The sequence below is a fragment of the Rhodococcus sp. MEB064 genome, assembly GCF_000834565.1.
Classification (GTDB): domain Bacteria; phylum Actinomycetota; class Actinomycetes; order Mycobacteriales; family Mycobacteriaceae; genus Rhodococcoides.
Genome location: NZ_JXQS01000052.1, coordinates 1 through 20,887, shown reverse-complemented (window position 1 = coordinate 20,887; position 20,887 = coordinate 1). Strand labels below are relative to the sequence as shown.

Below are 20,887 nucleotides of genomic sequence, written 5' to 3'. Positions count from 1 at the left end.
TAGCTCAGGGGATAGAGCAAGGGCCTTCTAATCCCTTGGTCGCAGGTTCGAATCCTGCCGGGGGCACCACGCCGGCTCACTCGCCCAGGCGGTAGACCACACCGGCCGCGACGAGGACCGCAGCGAGTGCAATCACGGGCGCGCCGAACCCCAGGCCCCGGAATGCCGCGGCGCCTGACACCGCCCCGGCGCCGAGGGACAACCACATCGTCGACGGCCGCACCCAGGATCCTGTCGACCGTCCTCGTAGGCGCGCCGCGACGTTCTGCCCGGCCTTGACCAAGGCTCCGGTCATGTAGGTCAGGCCGATGGTGCCACCGTCCTTCTCGAAGACCGCGTTCTCCGCACCCATCGCCGCTGCCAGCACCATGGCGGACACGACCGTCGCGGCACCCAGCGCATGCGCGGATCCGGCAACGGCGAGCAAGGCGGCGACCAGGAGCAACACTCCCGTTTTGCGACGCAACCCGGCCAGGTCCCCGACGACCGATCCCCCGACCACCCCGATGACGAACGCCGCGATGATCGATGTCCCGATCAGCACACTCGTCAGGTCACCGTCCACGAGGTCGACGGCGGCGCGTGTGGAGTTGCCGGTCATGAAGGACACGAAGAACCCGCCGAGTGCGACGAAGCCGACGGCGTCGACGAAGCCGGCCACCGCCGCGAGGCCGGCAGCCACCACGAAGTCGCGTCGCTCGATGGTCATCATGGGCAGTCATTCCATCATCGCGAGGCGCGGTAGCGTCGTAGAGGTGACTCGGCACGCGAAGACCTTCATCGTCCTCGGGCTGCTGTGCCTGGCGGGGTGCGCGAACGATGCCCCGGAGGCCGCCGTTCCGACCGAGACTCCCGCCGCCACCACCACCTCGTCGGCTCCGGTCGGGCCCTCGGTACCGACGGGTCCCGACGCCGTCGCCGCGGACGACCTCTTCATCGCCGGACTCGACAGCGGCGCCGTCGAGTACACCGACCCGGAGACGATGAAGATCCTCGGGCGCGGCATCTGCACGGAACTGCAGCAGGGTCAGCCGGTGATCGCCGAGGTCGACGCCGTCACGACGGGCAGCCGCGGCAAGTGGGACGAGAGCGCCGCGGGAGCCATCGTCGGCACGGCCATCGGCGCCTACTGCCCGGAGTTCCGGGCACTGCTTCCACCCTGACGGGCGCGACGCAGCAGGAACCGCTGGACCTTTCCACTGGGAGTCTTGGGCAGGGCGTCGACGAAGTGCACCGTGCGGGGATACGCGTGGGCGGCGAAGTTCTCCTTCACCATCTTCTGCAGTTCCGCTTCCAACTCGGGAGTTCCCGGGACGTTCTCGGCCAGCACGACATACGCCTCGATGACCTCACCGCGAGTGTCGTCCGGTTGCCCGACCACAGCGACGTCCATGACCGACGGGTGTTCCACGAGAACGCTTTCCACGTCGAACGGCCCGATCCGGTAGCCGGCCATGATGATCACGTCGTCGTTGCGTGCGGAGAAGAAGTACGAGCCGTCCTGCACTCGTCCGGAGTCGCCGGTCAGGTACCAGGCGCCGTCCTCGGTGAATCGCTCGGCCGTCTTCTCCGGCGCGTCGACGTATCCGGTGAACCACATCAGCGGACTGCCCGCCACCTCGAAACCGATCTGATCCTCGACCACGCCGGCGGTGAAGCCCGGCAACGGCTTTCCCATCGATCCCGGTAGTACGGGCTCGCGGACCGAGTCGTGCCATCCGTTCACGATCACCATGCCGTGCTCCGTTTGCCCGTAGTGGTCGCGGACGGGCACACCCAGTGCAGCCTCGGACCACACGAGTACATCGGGAGTCAGCGGCTCACCGGCCGACGACGCGCGCCGAAGGGTGATACCGCCGACGGCAGGGTCCTTGCTCAGGCTGCGGTAGACGGTCGGCGCCGCCGCGAAATTGGTGACGCCGAACTGCTGCATCACCGACACGGTCAGCTGCGGAGTGAAGCCGGCGTGCAGCATCAGACTGCGTCGACCCATCGCCATCGGCCCGAGGATTGCGTAGTACAGCCCGTAGGCCCATCCCGGATCGGCGGCGTTCCAGAAGACGTCGTCCTCCGAGACGTCGAGACCGTAGGTCATGTAGGCAACGAACGATGCGAGCGCCGTCACCGGCACGGGCACACCCTTGGGCTTACCCGTCGTCCCACTGGTGAAGAGCTGGATCATGACACCGTCGCCGCCGACTGCCACGGATTCGAGAAGTGGTTCGTGCTCACGGATCATCGCGTCGAATCCCTCCCCTGCTTCGATGACGGTGATGCCGTCGAGGGAGTCGAGCTTGCTGCGCTGGTCGGGTTCGGTGACGACGACTCGGGCCGCCGCGGCCTCGACCCGCATGGCGATCGCCGGAGTCGCGAAAGCGGTGAACAACGGGACGTGCACGGCGCCGAGTCGCCAGATGCCGAGCAACGCCACCACGAGCTCGAGTCGCTTGCTCATCAGCACGCCGACGCGGTCACCGCGGGCGATCCCCATCGCGGCGACACCGGAGGCGAAGCGGGCGGACAGGTCACGCAGTTCGCCGTAGGTGAGGTCTCGCGAGGCGAGGTCACTCTCGACGAACGTGAACGCGACGGCCGACGGGTCGTGGTCGTCGCACAGCAGTGCCGCCAGGTTCGCGTCCGCGGATCCGTACTTCTCGAGCAAGGCCGGAACATCATCGGTGATCGTCGTCATGATGGGAGTGTGGCGCAGAACACTGGGCGCCCGATACCCTCCGAAGAGGGTAGGAAGACGGAGACGATGATCGATACACACTTCGAGGACGCGGTGGGCAGGCTTCGCGCTGCGTCCGGGGTCTCGCTGGCGTTCGGCGGTGTCGTCTCGGGCGAGTTGCTGACGCTCCGGCATTTCGCCGGCCGCTCGGTCGGCGCGCTCGACGGGGTCGCACTCGAAGCGGGCCAAGGACTCGGCGGCAAGGTTCTCCAGGTCAACCGCACCGTCTCGTTGGACGACTACATGCGCACTCCGAAGATCAGCCATCGGTACGACGCCATCATCTCCGCCGAGGGACTGCGCGCGATGATCGCCGCACCGGTCGTCGTCGGCCGCACCGCGGTCGGTGTCCTGTACGGGGCGATGCACACCCCCGGGAACATCGGCGACCGCGTTCTCGACGTTCTCACCGAGGAAGCACGCGTGTTGGGTCAGGACATGGCTGTCGACGAGGCGCGGCGCGATGCCGACCGTCTGCGCGAGGACGTCCGGCTCACCTACTCGCGACTGCGCGCGATGACCTCACGTGTCGACTCCGCTGAGCTCACCACCGTGCTCGACTCGATGCGGGCATTCCTCGAACCACCGTCGACCGGCAAAGTCGTGCCGAACGTGACCATGCGCGAACGGGATGTCCTGTCGCTGGTGGCGCTGGGCCGATCCAACACAGCCATCGCCGACGAGTTGGGACTCACCGTCTCGACCGTCAAGAGCTACATGAAGTCGATCATGTCCAAACTCGACGCGTCGACCAGACACGAAGCCGCAGTTGCTGCCCGACGGGCGGGCCTACTTCTCTGACGACGTCCGCAGCGCCTTCTCCAACGGCGTCGGAAAGCTCGGGGTGATTGCGGAACCGTCCAGATGCGCTGCGATGCGCGCACTTTCAGTCGCCACGTCCTCGTCGTCGACATCCTCGAAGAGGCGTGTCACCACATCGCCGGCACCGCGCACTGCCCAACCGCCCACCACGCGTCCGTCCATCCACACCGTCGGACCGACGTTGCCGAAGGTATCGAAAAGGTCCGGCCGATACTCGTCTGGCAGGAACCAGCGACGGTCCTTCCAGCCCATCGGCGTCGCGTCGAGAGCCGGCAGCAGCGCGACCCCACCGTGCATTCCGTCGATATCGCTGTCGCGGATCATGATTCCCGGTCCGGAGGACAGCTCGACCTCGACCGTGTCCAGCGCCGCCACCGCCTTCGTGGTGTGTCCCTTGTTCCAGCCCGTCCACCACTGCAGATCGTCCATGGTCGCCGGACCGAACGATTCGAGCCACGCCCGTGCCAGTTCGACACGCGCCTCTGCTTCGTCCATCTCCGGTACGCCGTCGGGCCACCAGTAGGCGACGGGCGCCCACGTGTGGTGGCGAGAAGTCCACGTACCCCGAGGTTCCACCCGAACTATCCGACCTTCGGCCGACAACAGGGTCAGTAGCTGCGACGTCACGTAACGCCGGACGTCGTATGCCTTGTCCGTCGTCGGAAGGAACGCGGTGCGCAACTGCGGTACAGCGATGGACAATTCGGCCCCCGTGGCGGTACCCGCTGCCGCGAGCGCCGTATCGACGTCGCGCTCCACCCGATCCAGCCACGTCGGAACGTCGTCGATCACCGGATCCGTCGGCATGGTCGACAGTTGTTTGACGAGGCGAGTTCGCAGAGTCCGCGCCACTCCCGCGCTCGCGCCGGCCTGCACGATCGGCATGAACGTCCTGTCGATGACGAACAACGTGCGCCGCATCGCCATCACCCGCACCAGACTGTGATCGGTGTACATCGCGTCGCGCATGGCATCGAGCGTCGCCGTCGTCGACCGCGCCAGCACCTGCAGAGACACTGTGGCCGGATCCGTCGCGTGCAGGGCCACCAGTCGCGTCGTCACCTCCGCCGGCGTCAGCGCCATACCCGCGCCGACCGCATGACGGCGCACCAGCAGGTGGCGCCGCTCCTCGTCCGTCACCTTCATCGGCATAGTCTGACCGACCCCGCTCCCGTGCGCACGGGCCCGCGGCGCAGTTCGTGTGGTGCTCCCCCGATGGGGAGTGCGTGGGACGAACCGCGGTGCGCGAGTCCCGGCCCTCCCCCCAGAACGCACAACGGCGCCACACCCGCAGGTGTGGCGCCGTTGTGCAGCGTGCTCTAGCGACCGTTCGAACGCTTGGACTCCTCGAAGTCCCCCTCGATCACTTCGAAGGTGCGCGTATCGGATTCTGCGCGACGCGAGGCCTCGCGCATTTCGATGCCGTCGGTGACCAGGTCACCGATCTCGCGGGTGACGTCGCGGACCGCGGTCGCGATGATCACCGCGATCCGCCCGACGTGCATGGCTGCCGATTCGGTCAGGTCCTGCACTGTGTCCTTGTTGCGTTCGAACTTGCCCACCATGGCACTTACCTCTCAGGCTGCAGCTTTTTCGCGCTCGATGATCACACCGGTCACCTTGTCCACACCGGTGAAACGGTCGGGAAGGGCGAGCCGGAAGATCTTGCCCCACACAGTACCGATCTGATGGAAGAAGCCACCAGTGTTGTACGGAAGGCCGTACTCCTCACACAGCGCCTTGACCTCGGGCGCGATCTGCGGGTAGCGGTGCGCGGGCAGGTCCGGGAAGAGGTGGTGCTCGATCTGGTGCGAGAGGTTGCCGGACATGATGTGGAACAGCTGCCCACCCTCGATGTTCGCGGAGCCCAGCATCTGACGGACGTACCACTGGCCGCGGGTTTCCTGCGCGGTCTCCTCGACGGTGAACGTCTGCACGCCCGTCGGGAAGTGGCCGCAGAAGATGATGGAGTAGGCCCACACGTTGCGGACGATGTTGGCGGTGAAGTTGCCCACCAGCGTCGGCACGAACATCGGCCCGGTCAGCGCGGGGAAGACGATGTAATCCTTGAGGACCTGTCGTCCGGCCTTCTTCCACCAGCCCTCGATGAGGGGCTTGACGTCGTGCCACTTGCGCTTGCCCTGGATGACGTTCTCGGCCTCCAGGTCGTGCAGCATGACGCCCCACTCGAAGAAGGTCATGAGCAGGAACGCGTAGATGGGGTTGCCCAAGTAGTACGGGTTCCACTTCTGCGCGCTGTCCATCCGCAGGATGCCGTAACCGATGTCGCGGTCCATGTCGAGGATGTTGGTGTAGGTGTGGTGCATGTAGTTGTGCGAGTGGCGCCACTGGTCGCCGGGGCACGTGTTGTCCCATTCGAAGACCTTGGAGTTCAGGCCCGGCTCACGCATCCAGTCGTACTGGCCGTGCATGACGTTGTGGCCGATCTCCATGTTGTCGAGGATCTTCGACAGGCTCAGGGCGCTGACGGCGGCGATCCATGCCGGCGGGAAGAAGCCGAAGTACATCAGTCCGCGACCGGCGACCTCGAGTCCGCGCTGCGCCTTGATGATCTTGAAGATGTAGTCGCGATCTTCCTGACCGAGGTCCGCGACGGTGCGGGCGCGCAGGTCGTCGAGCTTGCGCCCGAGTTCCTCCACGGCTTCGTAGCTCAAGACGACGGGTCCGTCGGTGCCCGGCTTGTCCATCACGTCGACGCCGGACGTCGTGGTGTCGGGCGCCGAGCTGGAACCGATGAACGGGAGAAAGGACAGTGAGAGTCCGAACATGGTGACCTCCTCTTCGAGTGTGTGGATGGGTCAGACGTCGATGTCGACGTCGCCCACGGGGACGGAGATGCAGAGCTGGATTTCGTTGTCCGGATCGGAGTCGAGCTCACCGGTCTTGACGTTGCGGGTGCATCCCGACTTCTTGATTGCCGTGCAGGTGAAGCAGATTCCCATCCTGCAGCCGAATTCCGGTGTCAGCCCGGCATTCTCGGCCTGCTCCAGGAGGGTGGCGCCGTCGTTCTCCGCCTCGACGGACGAACCCGAGAACGACACGGTTCCCGAGGCATCCCCGTCGACGACCGGAACTGCGGTGACGAACTCCTCCGAGAACAACGACTCGGAGAGTCCGAGGTCGTCGAACACCGACCTGACGCCCTTCATCAGCCCGGGCGGCCCGCACAGGTACGTCTGCGCCGAGGCGTGCCAGGGTGCTGCGGCGTTCAGATGCTCGGTGTCGAAGAATCCGTGCAGATGACCACCGTTCTGCTGATCGGTGTACGCGTACAGAACGTCCACGTTGTCGTTCTCGGCCGCGATGCGGTCGAGTTCGGCGCGGTAGCAGACGTCGTTCTCCGTGTAGGCGTAGTGCAGGAACGCCACGCGTCCGGTGTACCCCTCGTGCACCAGCGTGCGCAGCATCGACATCACCGGGGTGATGCCGCTTCCACCACTGATCAGCAGAACGTGGTCCGGTCGCGGGCTCGGCAGCTCGAAGGTGCCCGTGGCGGGTGCGAGATTGACCACGAGACCGGGCTTCGCCGAGGCGACCAGGTAGTTGGACACGATGCCGTCCGGCTGAGCCTTGACGGTGAGCTCGATCGTGTCGTCGCCGGTTCCGGCAGTGCCGGCCGGGGAGTAGCAGCGCGTGTGCCGGACGCCGTCGACCACGACACCGATCTGCACGAAGTGGCCGGCGGAGAACCCCTTCCACTGCCACGTGGGGCGCAGCGTCAGCGTGACGGTGTCGGAGGTCTGATGACGGACGGCGACCACCTCGGCGCGCATGTCGTCGACGGTCATCATGGGGTCGACGAGTTCGAGGTAGCGGTCGACCGCATGCGGCGTCGTCAGCGTCTCGAGCAACCGGGGGCGCAGCTTGGACAGCAGCGAACTGCGACGGCCGCGCGATGTGGGTGTGGTGGCGATGCTCAAGTCGTCCTCCTCGTATGACGGGCCGGTGACCGGATGATTTCTCCAGTGCACACGCGTTCACTGGAATCGAGTGTGACAGCCCGTACCGGCAACTATCAAGCCAAATGTGACGACGGACACGTACCGTGATCTGCAGTGACGCGACTGGCTCCCGTGATGCGGAAGTGCACACTCATACACTGATGTCGGTTAATGTCGAGGGATGTCCGAGAACTCCGCAGGTTCCGCGACGGCCAGCAGGGCCGAACGCAAGGAACGAACCCGGCGGGCCCTCGTGGACGGAACGCTCGACGCCATCGCGGACCGCAGCTTCTCCAGCGTGAGTCTCCGCGAGGTCACCCGTGCGGCCGGAATCGTCCCGACAGCCTTCTACCGCCACTTCGCCTCGATGGAAGACCTCGGTGTGGCGGTGGTCGAGGACAGCATGCGGGTGCTCCGCAAGATCCTGCGCGATGTCCGCCGCCACCCCTCCGCCGACAACGCCCGCGAATCGCTCGAGTTGCTGATCGGTGAGATCCGGGAGCACGACGTCCAGTTCCGCTTCCTCATTCGCGAGCGGTCCGGCGGCATCGTCGAGGTCCGACGGGCGATCGAGACCGAGCTGCAGATGATCGTTCACGAGCTGACCCAGGACCTCTCGCGCATCCCCGCGCTCTCGTCCTGGCCGGGCGAGGATCTGGACATGGTCGCCGACCTCATCGTCAACACGATGCTGGCAACGGTCGTCGACCTCGTCGAAGTGTCGCCGTCCAGTGCCGCCGAGCGCGACATCGTCGAGCGCGCCCTGTCCCAGCTGCGGGTGATCATGCTGGGGATGGGTCAGTGGAAGCCCCGACAGTTCGGCTCGGCCCGCGGACCCGCGACCGCGCTGCGCGCGTAGCCACGCCCGACGCGACCGACGAGCCGCTAACCTCGGATGCATGCGCATCTCTATCGGCGACCTCACTTTCGACGCAGATCGGTACGGAACGGCCGGGAACAGACCCGCCCTTCTCCTGCACGGATTCCCCGAGACGTCCGCGAGCTGGCACGACGTCGCCGTCCGGTTGGCCGATGCCGGCCGGGACGTCGTGGTTCCGAACCAACGCGGCTACTCCCCCGGCGCCCGCCCCGAGGGCACGGAGTCCTATCGGATCGACTACCTCGTCGACGACGTCGTCGGAATGCTCGACAGCCTGGGTCTCGACGCCGTCGACCTGGCCGGCCACGACTGGGGCGCGATAGTCGCCTGGTACGTCGCGGTGCGGCACCCGGAGCGGGTCCGCACCCTCACTGCCGTGTCGGTTCCGCATCCCGCTGCGTTCGGCTGGGCCATCCGCGAGGACGAGGACCAGAAGAAGCGCAGCGAGTACATGACGTTGTTCCGACAGCCCGGCAAGGCCGAGGATCTTCTGCTCGAGGACGGCGCGCGCCGCCTGATCGCGATGTTCTCCGGTGCCGAGGATCCGACGATCGTCCACAAGCACCTGCCTGTCATGGGCGATCGTGCGACCTTGACCGCGGCTCTCGAGTGGTACCGGGCCATGACGCGGGACTTCGCCGATCTCGGACCGGTGACCGTTCCGACGACCTTCGTCTGGGGCAACCAGGACACGGCCGTCGGTCGCGTCGCGGCCGAACTCTGCGCCCAGCACGTCAGCGGTACCTACGAATTCGTGGAGCTGTCGGGAAGCCACTGGATCCCCGAGGAATTTCCGGATCGACTCGCCGACGAGATTCTCGCGCGTTGACCTGATGTGAACGACGCGGGACTCGATGTCCTGGTGTAACGAACCTCACGGTCTCACCGACAAACCGATCGTCATGTTTTGTCGCTGGAACAACTGGGAGTTCGAATGACACACAGAACACGCACCAGAGCAGCATCCGCCGTTGCCATCGCGGCGTCGGTGGTCGGAATTGCCATGGCCGGAACGGCAACCGCCTCCGCGGCCGAGCCGACAGCAGGTGGACCCTTCTATTGGGAGTCCTTCTCCACATTGTCCCTGGATCCGAACGGCGTCCCGTGCTCGGAACGCGCGGCAGCGAACCGCGCCCGCGGCGACATCATCCTGGTGGAGTGCCGTGCAGTGACCCTCGGATTCGACAGCGTCGATCTGATCGGAATCCGCGCCGGATTCGGAAGCTGACCTCCGTCACCCGCCGGCGCACCCCTCACGCGATCGGGTGCGCCGACGGTGTCGCAAATGCATCGCTCCGCGTGACCGGTTGTCGCAGAATCGTTCTCAGTCTCGAGGGATCCACTCGCCGCGGGTCGCTCAGATAGATCTCGTGATGACGCCCTGTCATGCGGAGCGAGTGCGCCGGGACGACGACGTCGTGCATCTCTTCCAGTACAGGAGCCTCGTCGTCGTAGGACCCGATGTGCAGAGTCTGCACACACAGGCCCTCGTCGAGACGCTCGAGCCGCACGTCGGAGATGCGCGGTGCGCTCTTCATCGCCCGCACCTCCTCCAGATGGTCGGCGGTGATCCAGTCCGGCACCATGATCATCGCCGTCCATTCCCACTGCGACTTGTCACGCCGACTGGTGAACGACTCCATGTCGTCGGACCACCACAATGCTTCGAGGGGCATCACGACGTGGTCGCGTCCGAGCTCGTTCCTGCTCAGGAACTTCAGTCCGTAGGCCAGCGGGTACAGCGACGCGATCGCATCCGCGTAGGCCGACGTGTTCGGATCGCCCTGTCCGTCGACCATCAGATAGTCCACCGGGGGCACGGTCACGATGTCGAACCGGCCTCTCGACGCGGAGTAGGTCGGCAGATCCTTCCTGAAGTCGACCTTCACGCCGTCACCCGTGCCCGATCACCGTCCGGAGCCGCGACGCGCAGCAACGCCAGCAGGCCGGCGCCGAGTACCAGCAGCAGCCCCAGGATTCCTGCCCGGTCGGCGTCGAAAAGGTAGGCGAACAGGCCGAACAACGTCGGCGACAGGAACGACACGGCACGTCCGGTGGTCGTGTACAGACCGAACATCTGGCCCTCTCGACCCGGCGGCACGATGCGCGTGAGAAACGTGCGTGACGACGACTGCGCCGGGCCGACGAACAGACACAGGATCAGACCGAAGATCCAGAACATCAGCGGCCCCGACACCGCGAGCAGGATGGCCCCGGCAACGATCATGGACGCGAGCGAGACGACGATGACCCGCTTCGGTCCGATGCGGTCGTCCACGCGTCCGGCGACCAGAGCGCCCAGTGCAGCAACCACGTTCGCAGCGACGCCGAACAGCAGCACGTCGGCGGCCGAGATGCCGTAGACCGTCACCGCCAGCACCGCGCCGAACGTGAAGACCCCGGCGAGACCGTCCCGGAACAGTGCGCTGGCCACCAGGAACCATACGGTGCGACGCTCGGTCCGCCACAGATCGGACACGTCTCGCCACAGCACGCGGTAGGACTCGAGATATCCGGCGCGTGCGGCAGCCGCGTCGGGGTCGAGGGCCGGGAGTTCGGGCACCGCGAACATGACGGGAAGGGCGAACAGGAGGAACCACACCGCCGCCATGAGGGCGATCAGACGGATGTTCAGCCCGCCGTCGGTGCTGACGTCGAAGAATCCGCGTGTATCGCCGTCGCCGGTGATGAAGCCGAAATAGCACAGCAACAGCAGGAAGATGCCGCCGAAATAGCCCATGGCCCAGCCGAATCCGGACACCCGACCCAGATTGTCGGGCGTCGACACCTGCCGCAGCATCGCGGTGTACGGAACCTGGGCGACCTCGAAGAGCACCGAGGCGATGGACAGCAGCACCAGGCCCAGCCACAGATAGTGGTAGTCGTCCTTGACGAAGAACAACGCCGCCATGCACACGATGGTCGCTGCGGTCAGGACGAACAGGAGTCGTTTGCGACGTCCCTTCGCGTCGCTGCGCTGACCCGACACGGGGGCGAGCAGGGCTATCGACAGCCCGGCGATTCCCAGTGCCCAGCCCAACCACGTGGTCGCCGAGATACTGCCGGGCAGGTCCGCTCCGACCGAGTCGGTCAGATAGACCGAGAAGACGAAGGTGAGGATGACGGCCTGGAACGCCGCGCCACCCCAGTCCCAGAACCCCCACGACAGCACCTGCTTCTTCGACACCGCGCCAGGGCTACCCACAACGACCATGCGTCGGAGCATAAGGTGCCGAGATGACCGACTTCCCCGTTCTCCTGTCCCCGATCGAGGTCGGCCACACCACGCTGCGCAACCGCGTGATGATGGGTTCCATCCACACAGGGCTCGAGGACCGGGCCAAGGACGTCGACAAACTGGCCGCCTACTTCGCCGAACGGGCGCGCGGAGGGGTCGCGCTGATCGTCACCGGTGGGTACGCGCCCAACCGCACCGGCTGGCTTCTTCCGTTCGCGGCGAAATTGACCAACCGACTCGAAGCTCGACGCCACCGCCGCGTGACCGACGCGGTGCACCGGGAGGACGGCAAGATCCTGCTGCAGATCCTGCACGCAGGTCGGTACTCCTACCACCCGTTCAGCGTCAGCGCCTCGTCGGGAAAGTCGCCCATCACCCCCTTCCGAGCTCGAGGTCTGAGCGACCGCGGGGTCGAGTGGCAGATCAGGAACTACGTGCGCTGCGCTCGACTCGCCCAGCGCGCCGGGTACGACGGCGTCGAGATCATGGGCGGCGAGGGCTACTTCCTCAACCAGTTCCTCGCACCGCGTACCAACAAGCGCACGGACAGATGGGGCGGATCGGCGGAGAACCGCCGTCGTATCGCCGTCGAGATCGTGCAACGCACGCGGGCGGCGGTGGGTCCGACGTTCCTGCTCTCGTTCCGCATCTCGCTCGCCGATCTGGTCGAGGGCGGCCAGACGTGGGACGAGATCGTCGCGCTGGCCACCGACCTGGAGGCAGCCGGTGTCGACCTGTTCGATTCCGACTTCGGGTGGCACGAGTCCCGCGTCCCGACCATCGTCACGTCTGTCCCTCGCGCACCGTTCATCGACTTCACCAAGCGTCTCGCCGAGGTGGTTACCGTGCCCGTCGCGGCCGCCAATCGCATCAACATGCCCGAGATCGCCGAGGAGATCCTGACCGACGGCAGCGCGCAGCTGGTCTCGCTCGCACGCCCGATGTTGGCCGACCCCGAGTGGATCCTGAAAGCGCAGAGCGGCCGACGCGACCAGATCAACACTTGCATCGCGTGCAATCAGGCCTGCCTCGACCACGTCTTCGTACACAAGAAGGCCTCGTGCCTGCTCAACCCGCGCGCCGGTCGTGAGACCGAGTTGCTCCTGTCCCCCACTCGCCGGGCGACCGACGTGGCCGTCGTCGGAGCCGGACCTGCCGGCTTGTCCACCGCCGTCGCCCTCGGTCAGCGCGGACACCGGGTGACACTGTTCGAGGCACGCGCCGAGATCGGCGGCCAGTTCGCCATCGCGCGGCGGATTCCCGGCAAGGAGGAGTTCGCGGAGACCGTTCGCTACTTCTCCCACGCCCTCGAGGCGGCGAACGTGACGGTCCGGCTCTCGACGACGGCGACTGCCTCCGAGTTGTCCGGGTTCGACCGTGTCGTTCTCGCCACCGGTGTGATCCCGCGTGTCCCGTCGATCCCGGGGATCGACCATCCGAGCGTGATGACGTATGCCGACGCGGTCCTCGGGCACCGGACCATCGGCCGTCGAGTCGCCGTCATCGGTGCCGGCGGAATCGGTGTCGACGTCTCGGAGTTCCTCACCTCCGAGCCGGCGCCCAGCCTCGCCGAGTGGCGTGCCGAGTGGGGCGTCACCGACGACCCCACTGCTCCCGGTGCCGTGACGGACACTGCCGCCACACCGGCCCTGCGCGAGGTGTTCCTGCTCCAGCGAACGGAGGGGCGCATCGGGACGCGGCTGGGAAAGACGACCGGATGGGTGCACCGCGCCGCGCTGAAGAGCAAGAAGGTGACGCAGCTGTCCGGGGTCGCGTACGACCGTATCGACGACGCCGGTCTGCACATCACCGTGGACGGGGCGTCTCGCACTCTCGCCGTCGACAGCATCGTCGTCTGCGCCGGACAGGAATCGGTGCGCGACCTGCTCGACGAGCTGGTGGCATCGGGAACCGTCGTCGACGTCATCGGAGGTGCCGACGTCGCCGCGGAGGTGGATGCGAAGCGTGCGATCGAGCAGGGCACCCGCCTCGCCGCATCCATCTGACCCGCCGCTGCCGCGTCGGGACCGCTCACGCTAGCCTCGGACACCGTGAGCCTCCCAGCACCCTCCGCAGAGTCCCGTGCCGTCGTCACCGGAGCGTCCTCCGGTATCGGTGAAGCACTCGCCACCGAACTCGCCGCCCGCGGGCACTCGCTGATCGTGGTCGCACGACGCGGTGAGCTCCTCGAGGCCCTGGCCACGAAGCTCACGGCCGAGCACGGAGTCACCGTCGAGGTGCGCGTGAACGACCTGTCCGATCCCGCTCAGCGTCGGACGTTGGCGGACGAGCTGGCCGGCCGCGACATCTCGGTGCTGTGCAACAACGCCGGCATCGCGACGTTCGGGCCCGTCTCGGCACTCGACCCCGCCTACGAACGCGCCCAGGTGCAGCTCAATGCCGTTGCGGTGCACGACCTCACCCTGGCGGTACTTCCCGGCATGATCGCGCGCAAGGCGGGCGGGATCCTCATCACGGGCTCGGCAGCAGGAAACATGGCCATTCCCAACAATGCGACCTACGCCGCGACCAAGGCGTTCGTCAACACGTTCTCGGAGTCGTTGCGCTCGGAACTGTCCGGTACCGGAGTGCACTGCACCCTGCTGGCGCCCGGGCCGGTCCGCACCGAGACGCCCGATCCCGCGGACGCCTCCATCGTCGACAAGCTTGTGCCGGATTTCCTGTGGATCGACAGCGCGTACACCGCACGAATCTCGCTCGACGGCCTCGAGAAGAACAAGATGCGCATCGTGCCGGGCATCCTCAGCAAGGGCATGTCCGTCGCCGGGCAGTACAGCCCGCGCTCCATCAGCGCCCCGATCATCGGCAGCTTCTACAAGAAGCTCGGCGGTTCCTGACCTTCTACCTGCGTCGACGGCGACCCGTCCCGAAGATACTGCGTGAGATCTCCCGTCCTGCTGCACTCGCGGCCGAGCGGAGGAAACTCTTCACGGCCGGGTTCGCCATGATGCGCTCCGCCGCGGACGGGCCGTCGCGCTCCGGTTCGGGGAGCGGCGGCAGGTCGTAGGTCTGCGGCAGCGGTGGGAACTCCGGTGCCTGCGGTGTCGGCTCCGGCGCCATGCGGGCGTTCAACAGTTCGTAGGCCGACTCGCCGTCGACCGTCGTCCCGTAGGTGGCATAGAGCGGGCTCGCTGTCGCAGCCGCGGTGATCGCGTCGGTGCCGATGGTGTCCATCAACGACTGTGGCGGTCGGATCCTCGTCCACGCCACGGGTGTCGGCGCACCACGCTCGGACAACACGGTCACGATCGCTTCTCCGGTACCGAGCGTCGTCAGAGCTTCCTCGAGGTCGTAGTCCTCGCTCTTCGGGTACGTCCGGACCGTCTTGGTCAGCGCTTTCTGATCGTCCGGGGTGAAGGCACGCAGCGCATGCTGCACACGCGCGCCCAGCTGCGACAACACCGGACCCGGTACGTCCGAGGGCAATTGAGTGCAGAAGAAGATCCCGACGCCCTTGGAACGGATCAGCTTCACGGTCTGTTCGACCTGCTGCAGGAATGCTTTCGACGCGTCGGCGAACAGCAGATGCGCCTCGTCGAAGACGAACACGAGTTTCGGGGCGTCCAGGTCGCCCTCCTCGGGGAGAGTCTGGAAGAGATCGGCCAGAACCCACATCAGGAACGTCGAGAACATCACCGGACGTGCTGCGAGAGAGCCCAGTTCGAACAGCGTGATCACGCCGCGACCGTCGGGCGCGATACGGATGAGATCCTCGGTGCGCATCTCCGGCTCGCCGAAGAACGTGTCTCCACCGTCCGCTTCGAGATTCACCAGTGCCCTCAGGATGACTCCGGCCGTCGACGACGAGACGCCGCCGATGCCCTTCAGGTCGGCCTTGCCCACGTCGCTGGTGAGATGGGTGATCACCGCGCGCAGGTCTTTCAGATCCAACAGCGCGAGCCCCTGCGTGTCCGCCCAGTGGAAGATCAGGCCCAGGGTCGATTCCTGAGTAGCGTTGAGCTGCAGCACTTTACTCAGGAGGATCGGCCCGAAGGCCGTGATGGTCGCCCGGACCGGGACAGCGCCGCCCTCGGTACCGAGCGACAGGAATTCCACCGGGAACCCGGTGGGCGCCCACTCCGTCGCCGCGGTCTCCGTCGCACGGGCACGCAGACTCTCGGAATCGGTTCCGCCGGCGGACAATCCGGACAGGTCGCCCTTGATGTCCGCGAGCACGACGGGAACGCCTGCGGCGGAGAGCTGCTCGGCGATGACCTGGACGGTCTTCGTCTTCCCTGTTCCGGTCGCGCCCGACACGAGACCGTGCCGATTGACCATCTTCAACGGCAGCCGCACCCGGGCCGAGGCGTCTGCCACCCCACCGAGCACGACACTGCCGAGTTCGATGGCCGGGCCCTGCGTCGCGTACCCCGCAGCGATGGCGGCTGCCCGTCCGGCAGTGGTGGAATCGGTCATCGTCTGCGGTGCTCCGTTCGGTGGGGGCGTTCGCGGTGAACTCTAGCGTCGACGTCGGGACTACTGTGGCAGCGGTGAACGACAAACTTGTGTGGATCGACTGCGAGATGACCGGTCTCGAGCTGGGCTCGGACAAGCTCATCGAGATCGCCGCTCTGGTGACGGACAGCGACTTGAACGTACTGGGCGACGGTGTCGACATCGTCATCCACTGCGACGACGACTCCCTCGCGTCGATGCCCGACGTCGTGACCGCGATGCACGCCAAGTCCGGTCTGACCGAGGAGGTGCGCGCCTCCACCGTCACCATGGAGCAAGCGCAGAAGCAGGTGCTCGACTACATCCGTACGCACGTGCCCGCAGGTACGGCTCCGCTCGCCGGCAACTCGATCGGTACCGACCGTGGGTTCATCGCTCGGGACATGCCGGAACTGAACGACTACCTGCACTACCGGATGATCGACGTGAGTTCGATCAAGGAACTGTGCCGACGCTGGTACCCGCGCATCTACTTCGGTCAGCCTCCCAAGGGCCTGGCCCACCGGGCACTCGCGGACATCGAGGAGTCCATCCAGGAGTTGCGGTACTACCGACAGACCGCCTTCGTCGCACCCCCCGGCCCGAGCACGGAGGACATCGCGTCCGTCGTGACCGCGCTGACCGACAAGGACGCCTGACCGAGTAACCGATTGGCATCCCGCGCCCGGGACACGCTAGTATCGAACGCGCTGCGAAGCCCTCCACGGGGCGGACACAGTGATGGTGGGCGTAGTTCAGTTGGTAGAGCACCAGGTTGTGATCCTGGCTGTCGCGGGTTCGAGTCCCGTCGTCCACCCCGAACAGAAAGGCCCCCGACTCACGAGTCGGGGGCCTTTCTCGTCCGCGATTCTCTAGCGCGGCAGGGCGTCGAGGTTCGTCCGCATCAGGATGACGTTGTAGGACGAGTACTGCGATGCCGTGAAGTACAACGCCTTACCGGCGGACTTCGGGTGGATGTACGGGGCGTACAGGCCTCCGCCGGGGTAGTTGCCGATGTCGTTGTTGACCACGAGCGCAGTGGGCGCGCTCCACGGGCCCTCGGGTGACGTCGCGGTGCGCGCCATGATCCGACCTTCGACGTCGTTGCCGTACAGCATGATGTAGCGGTTCAGATAGGCGTTCCAGGCGACGGACATCTCCCCGACCGGTTGCCGGACGACGGGCACGGCCGCATCCACTCCGGGAGCCCACCCGCCGCCGTTCCAGTATTCGTAGCGGCTCAGGTCCAGCATGGCGTCGGGTGAGACGCGGGCGAGGTACGCAGCACCGAGGCGGCCGTTCGGAGTCCCGTACTGGTAGACGAACCCGTCCTGGCCGCGGACGAAGGCCGCCTGCTGGAAGCGCGCATCCAGTTGTTCGGTGCCGGGAATCGTGACGCCGCTGTTGAAGCGGATCGTGCTCGGTTCGGGGAACCACGTCTGCCCGTTGTCCCGTGATGTCGCGATACCGGCGTAGTTGGTCGACCAGACCGAGCCGCTCCACTCCCGGACCGACATGAAGTGCATGTACTGCACGCCGTTCACCGCGATAGCCGACGTCGGAACGATCGTGTACTCGACGGGTGAGAGCCCCAGCGCGGAGAGCAGCTGCGTGGCGAAACGTGGGTCGTTGCCGGCGACCACTGCGCCCGACGAGGCATCGCCGGGAACTCCGTCCGCGAAGGTGATGCCGTCCGCGAGATCTGCGTCGTTGCTGCGCAGAAGGACGTTGTGCCGCCATTGCCCACCCGGCACCGAGCAGTTGCCGAAGGTGTCGCCGAAGGCCATCAACGTCTGTCCGGCGCCGTTGTCCCAGCTGATGCCGAGATCCGTTCCCGAGATCCCGAAGCGGTCGAACGTCCTGTTCGCGCTCTCCTGTCCGGTCACCCACGCCACGGTGGACGTCGACGGCCCGTCGTATGCAGGCACGGGGCCCTGACGACCGGCCGGTTGCTGCCCCGGGAAGCCGATACCGCTGATTCCGGTGCCGGGGAGTCCCCCGCACGGTTCGGCGACGGCTACCGGTGCGAGCGCCAGGCTCGATCCCCCGACCACCATCAATGCCAGGGCAGCAGCCATCGCCCGTTGTCGTCCCATATCGAAAATCCCCCACAGTCGCGTTGCACGCGGCAGTAACCCCGCCCCGCACGAAAGGTATCAGTCGGCCACGGGGCCCGACCTCCCCGCATGAGCAGGGCCTCCGGCGAATTACACGTATGTGTTTTCCCAGCTAGGCGCCGCCGCCCGAATTACGTTGGTGTAATTGAGCATTCGTGTTACTCAGCGATACTGAAGTCCCGTAGAGTGACCGATGGCGCTCTTGGGGAAGGTGCGCCCCGTGTTACCTGTGTTGTTCCACCGGCCGTACCCGAAAGCCAAGGGAAGGGCATTCGCGTTCGCCGGTGCGGCATGGCCGTGCTTTCGCGTCGCCCGCTCGTGCGGACCCGCGTGGCGTCGACGGCTGTGTCGTCAGTGGACGCCGCGGCACCTCGGGACGCCTCCTCCTCACAGTCCGCGCCGACGTGAGAAGTCGACGCCCCCGGGCGCATACGGAGGTATTTCGTGCACCGAACATCACAGATCAGCCCTGAATCGCGCTCCCCCCGACGGCGTGGCCGCTGGGGATCGGCCGCCATGGTCGGCGTCGCAGCGACAGGGGCACTCCTCTTCGCCGGTACGCCCACCGCCGCGGCAGCACCCGTGTTGCCGCCGTTGCCCGCATTGCCGGCGTTCCAGATCCCGGGCATCCCGATGAACGCGAAGCAGCAGGCAGCCATCCTGGCGGCCGTCTTCGACGCGACCGGCGTCCTGGTCCAGGAAGTCGCAGGACTCGTCCTCGGCGACATCACACTGACGCCGGTGACTCCGGACCCGACACCGGACGCGACGTCACCGTTCCAGGCGGCACCACTGGGTGTCGGTGGAGCTCGGTTGCCGTTGTCCCCCGGCACTTTCGAGGTCACCTCGGGATACGGCGGACGTAGCAACCCGACGGGCAGCGGACAGCAGAACCACGAGGGCATCGACCTCGGCGCGGCCCAGGGCACCACCATCTACGCCGTCACCGGTGGCACCGTCGTGCAGGCCGGCGACGCGGGTGACGGCTACGGCAACCTGGTCAAGATCAAGAAGGGCGACACCGAGGTGCTCTACGGGCACCAGAGCCGTATCGATGTCGCTGTCGGCGACACCATCGCGCCCGGACAAGCCATCGGAGCGGTCGGCAGCACCGGCGACTCCAACGGCCCGCACCTGCACTTCGAGGTTCGCCGCGGCGGTGAGAGTGTCGATCCGGTCGGCTACCTCACCGCGCTCGGACTCGCGGTCTGAGGCTCAGACGGACTGGGCGTTACCGGCTTTCCACTCGTCCCACGGAATGTTCCAGTCGCCCAGTCCGTCTGTGCCCGAGAGGGTTCCGCCCAGCGTGTTCTTGACGATGGTGATGTCGCCGCGTTTGGTGTTGTCGTACACCCACTTCGCGTTCGACGGGCTCAGGTTCAAGCAGCCGTGGCTGACGTTGGAATAGCCCTGCGATCCGACGGACCACGGCGCGGAATGGAAGAAGATGCCGCTGTACGACATTCGGGTGGCCCAGTCCACCGGCGTGCGGTATCCCTGCGCGGAGTCCACGGCGACTCCGTAGGTGGACGAGTCCATCACCATGGACGCGAACTTGTCGCCGATGATGTACACGCCGTTGTCGGTCGGTGTGCTGTTCTTACCCATGGACGTGGGCATCGTCTTGACGTCCACCCCGTTCACGGAGAACGTGACCTGCTTCGTGTCGTCGTCGGCCGTGGCGATCACCGCGTCTCCGATCGAGAACGACGTGGAGGCGTTCTCCTGCCCGAAGAGGCCCTCGCCGAGATCGCGGCCGAAGACGTCGACGTTCACGGTGACACGGGTGCCCGGTGCCCAGTAGTTCTGCGGGCGCCACCGCACCTCTTTCTGGTTGACCCAGTAGAACGCTCCTTCCACGGGCGGGTCGGTCACGACGGAGATGGCGTTCTGCGCGGCGATCTTGTCCGGAACGGGTTCGTCGAACTGCACGGCCACCGGCTGACCGATGCCGACGATCTCGTTCTCCGACGGAAGCAGGTAGGGCTTGGTGACGTTGTCGGGCGAGCTGGTCGTGAAGGTGGAGACCGACGAGGCCTCGCCGCCGAGGCCGAAGGCGCGGGTGCGGAGCGTGTAGGTGTCGTTGTACCCCAGCGGCTCGTTGTTGGTCCACGACGACCGGTCCGGGGACAGAACGCCGGGAACGACCGCTCCGGCCGCGTCGGCGAGAGTGACCTCGGACAGCGTCCCGTCCGTCACGGTGACGGCCACGGGAGCGCTCGGGGAGAAACCGACGGAGGCGTCCGGGACGGGAAGCGAGACCTTCGGCTTCATGAGTTCCGACAAAGGATTGGAGTCGATGGGTGCGGGCGGGGCAGCCGCGGCGCCTTCGGACCCGGCCGTGCAGCCGACGACGGAGACCGCAACGGCCATCACGGACGCGACCAGTGCCGCTTTCCCGAGTCCACCGATTCCGGACGACTTCCTCATACTCGAACTCCACTCACGCCGGCCCCGACCACTCGATCCGCCCACATCATGCCATTCACCTGCAGTTCTTCACCACTCGGCTGCGGTGCGCCGTGGTCACGGTCGCGTACCGATCTCTGCGCAGGACAGCCCGGGGCAGGGCATCTCGGCACCGCCGTGGGACGAAAAACCGACCGGACGTGCCATTTTGCCGAGTCAGGCGCCCTGCGAACGCGTTCCTGTCGACAGTCACAAACGCACCCCCCCCCCCCC

General features: G+C 66.4%; 20 protein-coding genes and 2 tRNA genes. 11 read left to right on the top strand and 11 right to left on the bottom strand.

Annotation, left to right across the window (positions count from 1 at the left end):
* The first annotated feature begins 1 nt into the window (after position 1).
* A tRNA-Arg gene (locus tag RU01_RS22950) sits at positions 2-69 on the top strand.
* A 7-nt stretch (positions 70-76) separates the two neighbouring features.
* On the opposite strand, the gene RU01_RS18185 is transcribed toward RU01_RS22950, so the two are convergent.
* The gene (locus tag RU01_RS18185) at positions 77-712 is read right to left on the bottom strand and encodes a YoaK family protein (protein ID WP_042575997.1); all 636 of its coding nucleotides are present in this window, start codon (positions 710-712) and stop codon (positions 77-79) included.
* Between the two features lie 43 nt (positions 713-755).
* Here RU01_RS18185 and RU01_RS18180 point away from each other — a divergent pair, with 43 nt between their 5' ends.
* A complete protein-coding gene (locus tag RU01_RS18180; protein WP_197074814.1) occupies positions 756-1,163 on the top strand; it encodes a DUF732 domain-containing protein in 408 nt (135 codons plus the stop codon).
* Here RU01_RS18180 and RU01_RS18175 read toward each other — a convergent pair.
* Positions 1,127-2,692 carry an AMP-binding protein gene (locus tag RU01_RS18175; protein WP_042575995.1) on the bottom strand — a complete coding sequence of 522 codons (1,566 nt, stop codon included), beginning with the start codon at positions 2,690-2,692 and terminating at the stop codon, positions 1,127-1,129. The two genes, RU01_RS18180 and RU01_RS18175, sit on opposite strands and share 37 nt — an antisense overlap.
* A 66-nt stretch (positions 2,693-2,758) precedes the next feature.
* On the opposite strand from RU01_RS18175, the gene RU01_RS18170 reads away from it, so the two are divergent.
* Complete coding sequence (locus tag RU01_RS18170; RefSeq protein WP_042575994.1) at positions 2,759-3,532, top strand: helix-turn-helix transcriptional regulator; 774 nt, start codon at positions 2,759-2,761, stop codon at positions 3,530-3,532.
* Here RU01_RS18170 and RU01_RS18165 read toward each other — a convergent pair.
* The 4 genes from RU01_RS18165 to RU01_RS18150 all read right to left on the bottom strand — a co-directional run bounded on the left by RU01_RS18165 (position 3,521) and on the right by RU01_RS18150 (position 7,494).
* Positions 3,521-4,699, bottom strand: coding sequence for a winged helix DNA-binding domain-containing protein (locus tag RU01_RS18165; protein ID WP_042575993.1), 1,179 nt, complete (start codon positions 4,697-4,699; stop codon positions 3,521-3,523). The two genes, RU01_RS18170 and RU01_RS18165, sit on opposite strands and share 12 nt — an antisense overlap.
* Positions 4,700-4,872: 173 nt before the next feature.
* The gene (locus RU01_RS18160; protein ID WP_042575992.1) at positions 4,873-5,118 is read right to left on the bottom strand and encodes a hypothetical protein; all 246 of its coding nucleotides are present in this window, start codon (positions 5,116-5,118) and stop codon (positions 4,873-4,875) included.
* Positions 5,119-5,130: 12 nt separating this feature from the next.
* Positions 5,131-6,342, bottom strand: a complete 1,212-nt coding sequence (locus tag RU01_RS18155) for a fatty acid desaturase family protein (RefSeq protein WP_042575991.1) — start codon at positions 6,340-6,342, stop codon at positions 5,131-5,133.
* A gap of 30 nt (positions 6,343-6,372) precedes the next feature.
* The gene (locus RU01_RS18150; RefSeq protein ID WP_042576001.1) at positions 6,373-7,494 is read right to left on the bottom strand and encodes a ferredoxin reductase; all 1,122 of its coding nucleotides are present in this window, start codon (positions 7,492-7,494) and stop codon (positions 6,373-6,375) included.
* Between the two features lie 202 nt (positions 7,495-7,696).
* Between RU01_RS18150 and RU01_RS18145 the strand changes: the two genes are divergently transcribed.
* The 3 genes from RU01_RS18145 (at position 7,697) to RU01_RS18135 (ending at position 9,623) form a co-directional block, all read left to right on the top strand.
* Positions 7,697-8,374 (top strand): TetR family transcriptional regulator, encoded by a 678-nt coding sequence (locus tag RU01_RS18145; protein ID WP_042575990.1) that lies wholly within the window; start codon positions 7,697-7,699, stop codon positions 8,372-8,374.
* A gap of 40 nt (positions 8,375-8,414) precedes the next feature.
* Positions 8,415-9,224, top strand: coding sequence for an alpha/beta fold hydrolase (locus RU01_RS18140; RefSeq protein ID WP_042575989.1), 810 nt, complete (start codon positions 8,415-8,417; stop codon positions 9,222-9,224).
* A 105-nt stretch (positions 9,225-9,329) separates the two neighbouring features.
* Complete coding sequence (locus RU01_RS18135) at positions 9,330-9,623, top strand: hypothetical protein (protein ID WP_042575988.1); 294 nt, start codon at positions 9,330-9,332, stop codon at positions 9,621-9,623.
* 25 nt (positions 9,624-9,648) lie between these two features.
* On the opposite strand, the gene RU01_RS18130 is transcribed toward RU01_RS18135, so the two are convergent.
* Positions 9,649-10,284: a GyrI-like domain-containing protein gene (locus RU01_RS18130; protein ID WP_042575987.1), complete on the bottom strand. Its 636-nt coding sequence runs from the start codon at positions 10,282-10,284 to the stop codon at positions 9,649-9,651.
* Positions 10,281-11,609: an MFS transporter gene (locus RU01_RS18125; protein ID WP_231568763.1), complete on the bottom strand. Its 1,329-nt coding sequence runs from the start codon at positions 11,607-11,609 to the stop codon at positions 10,281-10,283. Before RU01_RS18125 ends, RU01_RS18130 begins: the two co-directional genes overlap by 4 nt.
* 23 nt (positions 11,610-11,632) lie before the next feature.
* Between RU01_RS18125 and RU01_RS18120 the strand changes: the two genes are divergently transcribed.
* Positions 11,633-13,639 (top strand): NADPH-dependent 2,4-dienoyl-CoA reductase, encoded by a 2,007-nt coding sequence (locus RU01_RS18120; protein ID WP_042575985.1) that lies wholly within the window; start codon positions 11,633-11,635, stop codon positions 13,637-13,639.
* A gap of 45 nt (positions 13,640-13,684) precedes the next feature.
* A complete protein-coding gene (cmrA, locus tag RU01_RS18115) occupies positions 13,685-14,491 on the top strand; it encodes a mycolate reductase (RefSeq protein WP_042575984.1) in 807 nt (268 codons plus the stop codon).
* 4 nt (positions 14,492-14,495) lie between these two features.
* Here the strand turns inward: cmrA and RU01_RS18110 are convergent, their stop codons facing one another.
* Complete coding sequence (locus RU01_RS18110) at positions 14,496-16,070, bottom strand: helicase HerA-like domain-containing protein (protein ID WP_052493361.1); 1,575 nt, start codon at positions 16,068-16,070, stop codon at positions 14,496-14,498.
* A gap of 74 nt (positions 16,071-16,144) precedes the next feature.
* Here RU01_RS18110 and orn point away from each other — a divergent pair, with 74 nt between their 5' ends.
* On the top strand, positions 16,145-16,747 hold the full coding sequence (gene orn / locus RU01_RS18105) for an oligoribonuclease (RefSeq protein WP_042575999.1): 603 nt from the start codon (positions 16,145-16,147) through the stop codon (positions 16,745-16,747).
* A gap of 85 nt (positions 16,748-16,832) precedes the next feature.
* Positions 16,833-16,905: transfer RNA gene (locus RU01_RS18100), tRNA-His, on the top strand.
* Between the two features lie 55 nt (positions 16,906-16,960).
* Here RU01_RS18100 and RU01_RS18095 read toward each other — a convergent pair.
* Positions 16,961-18,184 carry a DUF4185 domain-containing protein gene (locus RU01_RS18095; RefSeq protein ID WP_042575983.1) on the bottom strand — a complete coding sequence of 408 codons (1,224 nt, stop codon included), beginning with the start codon at positions 18,182-18,184 and terminating at the stop codon, positions 16,961-16,963.
* Positions 18,185-18,721: 537 nt separating this feature from the next.
* On the opposite strand from RU01_RS18095, the gene RU01_RS22280 reads away from it, so the two are divergent.
* Positions 18,722-19,417, top strand: coding sequence for a M23 family metallopeptidase (locus RU01_RS22280; protein ID WP_052493360.1), 696 nt, complete (start codon positions 18,722-18,724; stop codon positions 19,415-19,417).
* Between the two features lie 3 nt (positions 19,418-19,420).
* Here RU01_RS22280 and RU01_RS18085 read toward each other — a convergent pair whose 3' ends face one another.
* On the bottom strand, positions 19,421-20,635 hold the full coding sequence (locus tag RU01_RS18085) for a L,D-transpeptidase (protein WP_042575982.1): 1,215 nt from the start codon (positions 20,633-20,635) through the stop codon (positions 19,421-19,423).
* Positions 20,636-20,887 lie beyond the last annotated feature (252 nt).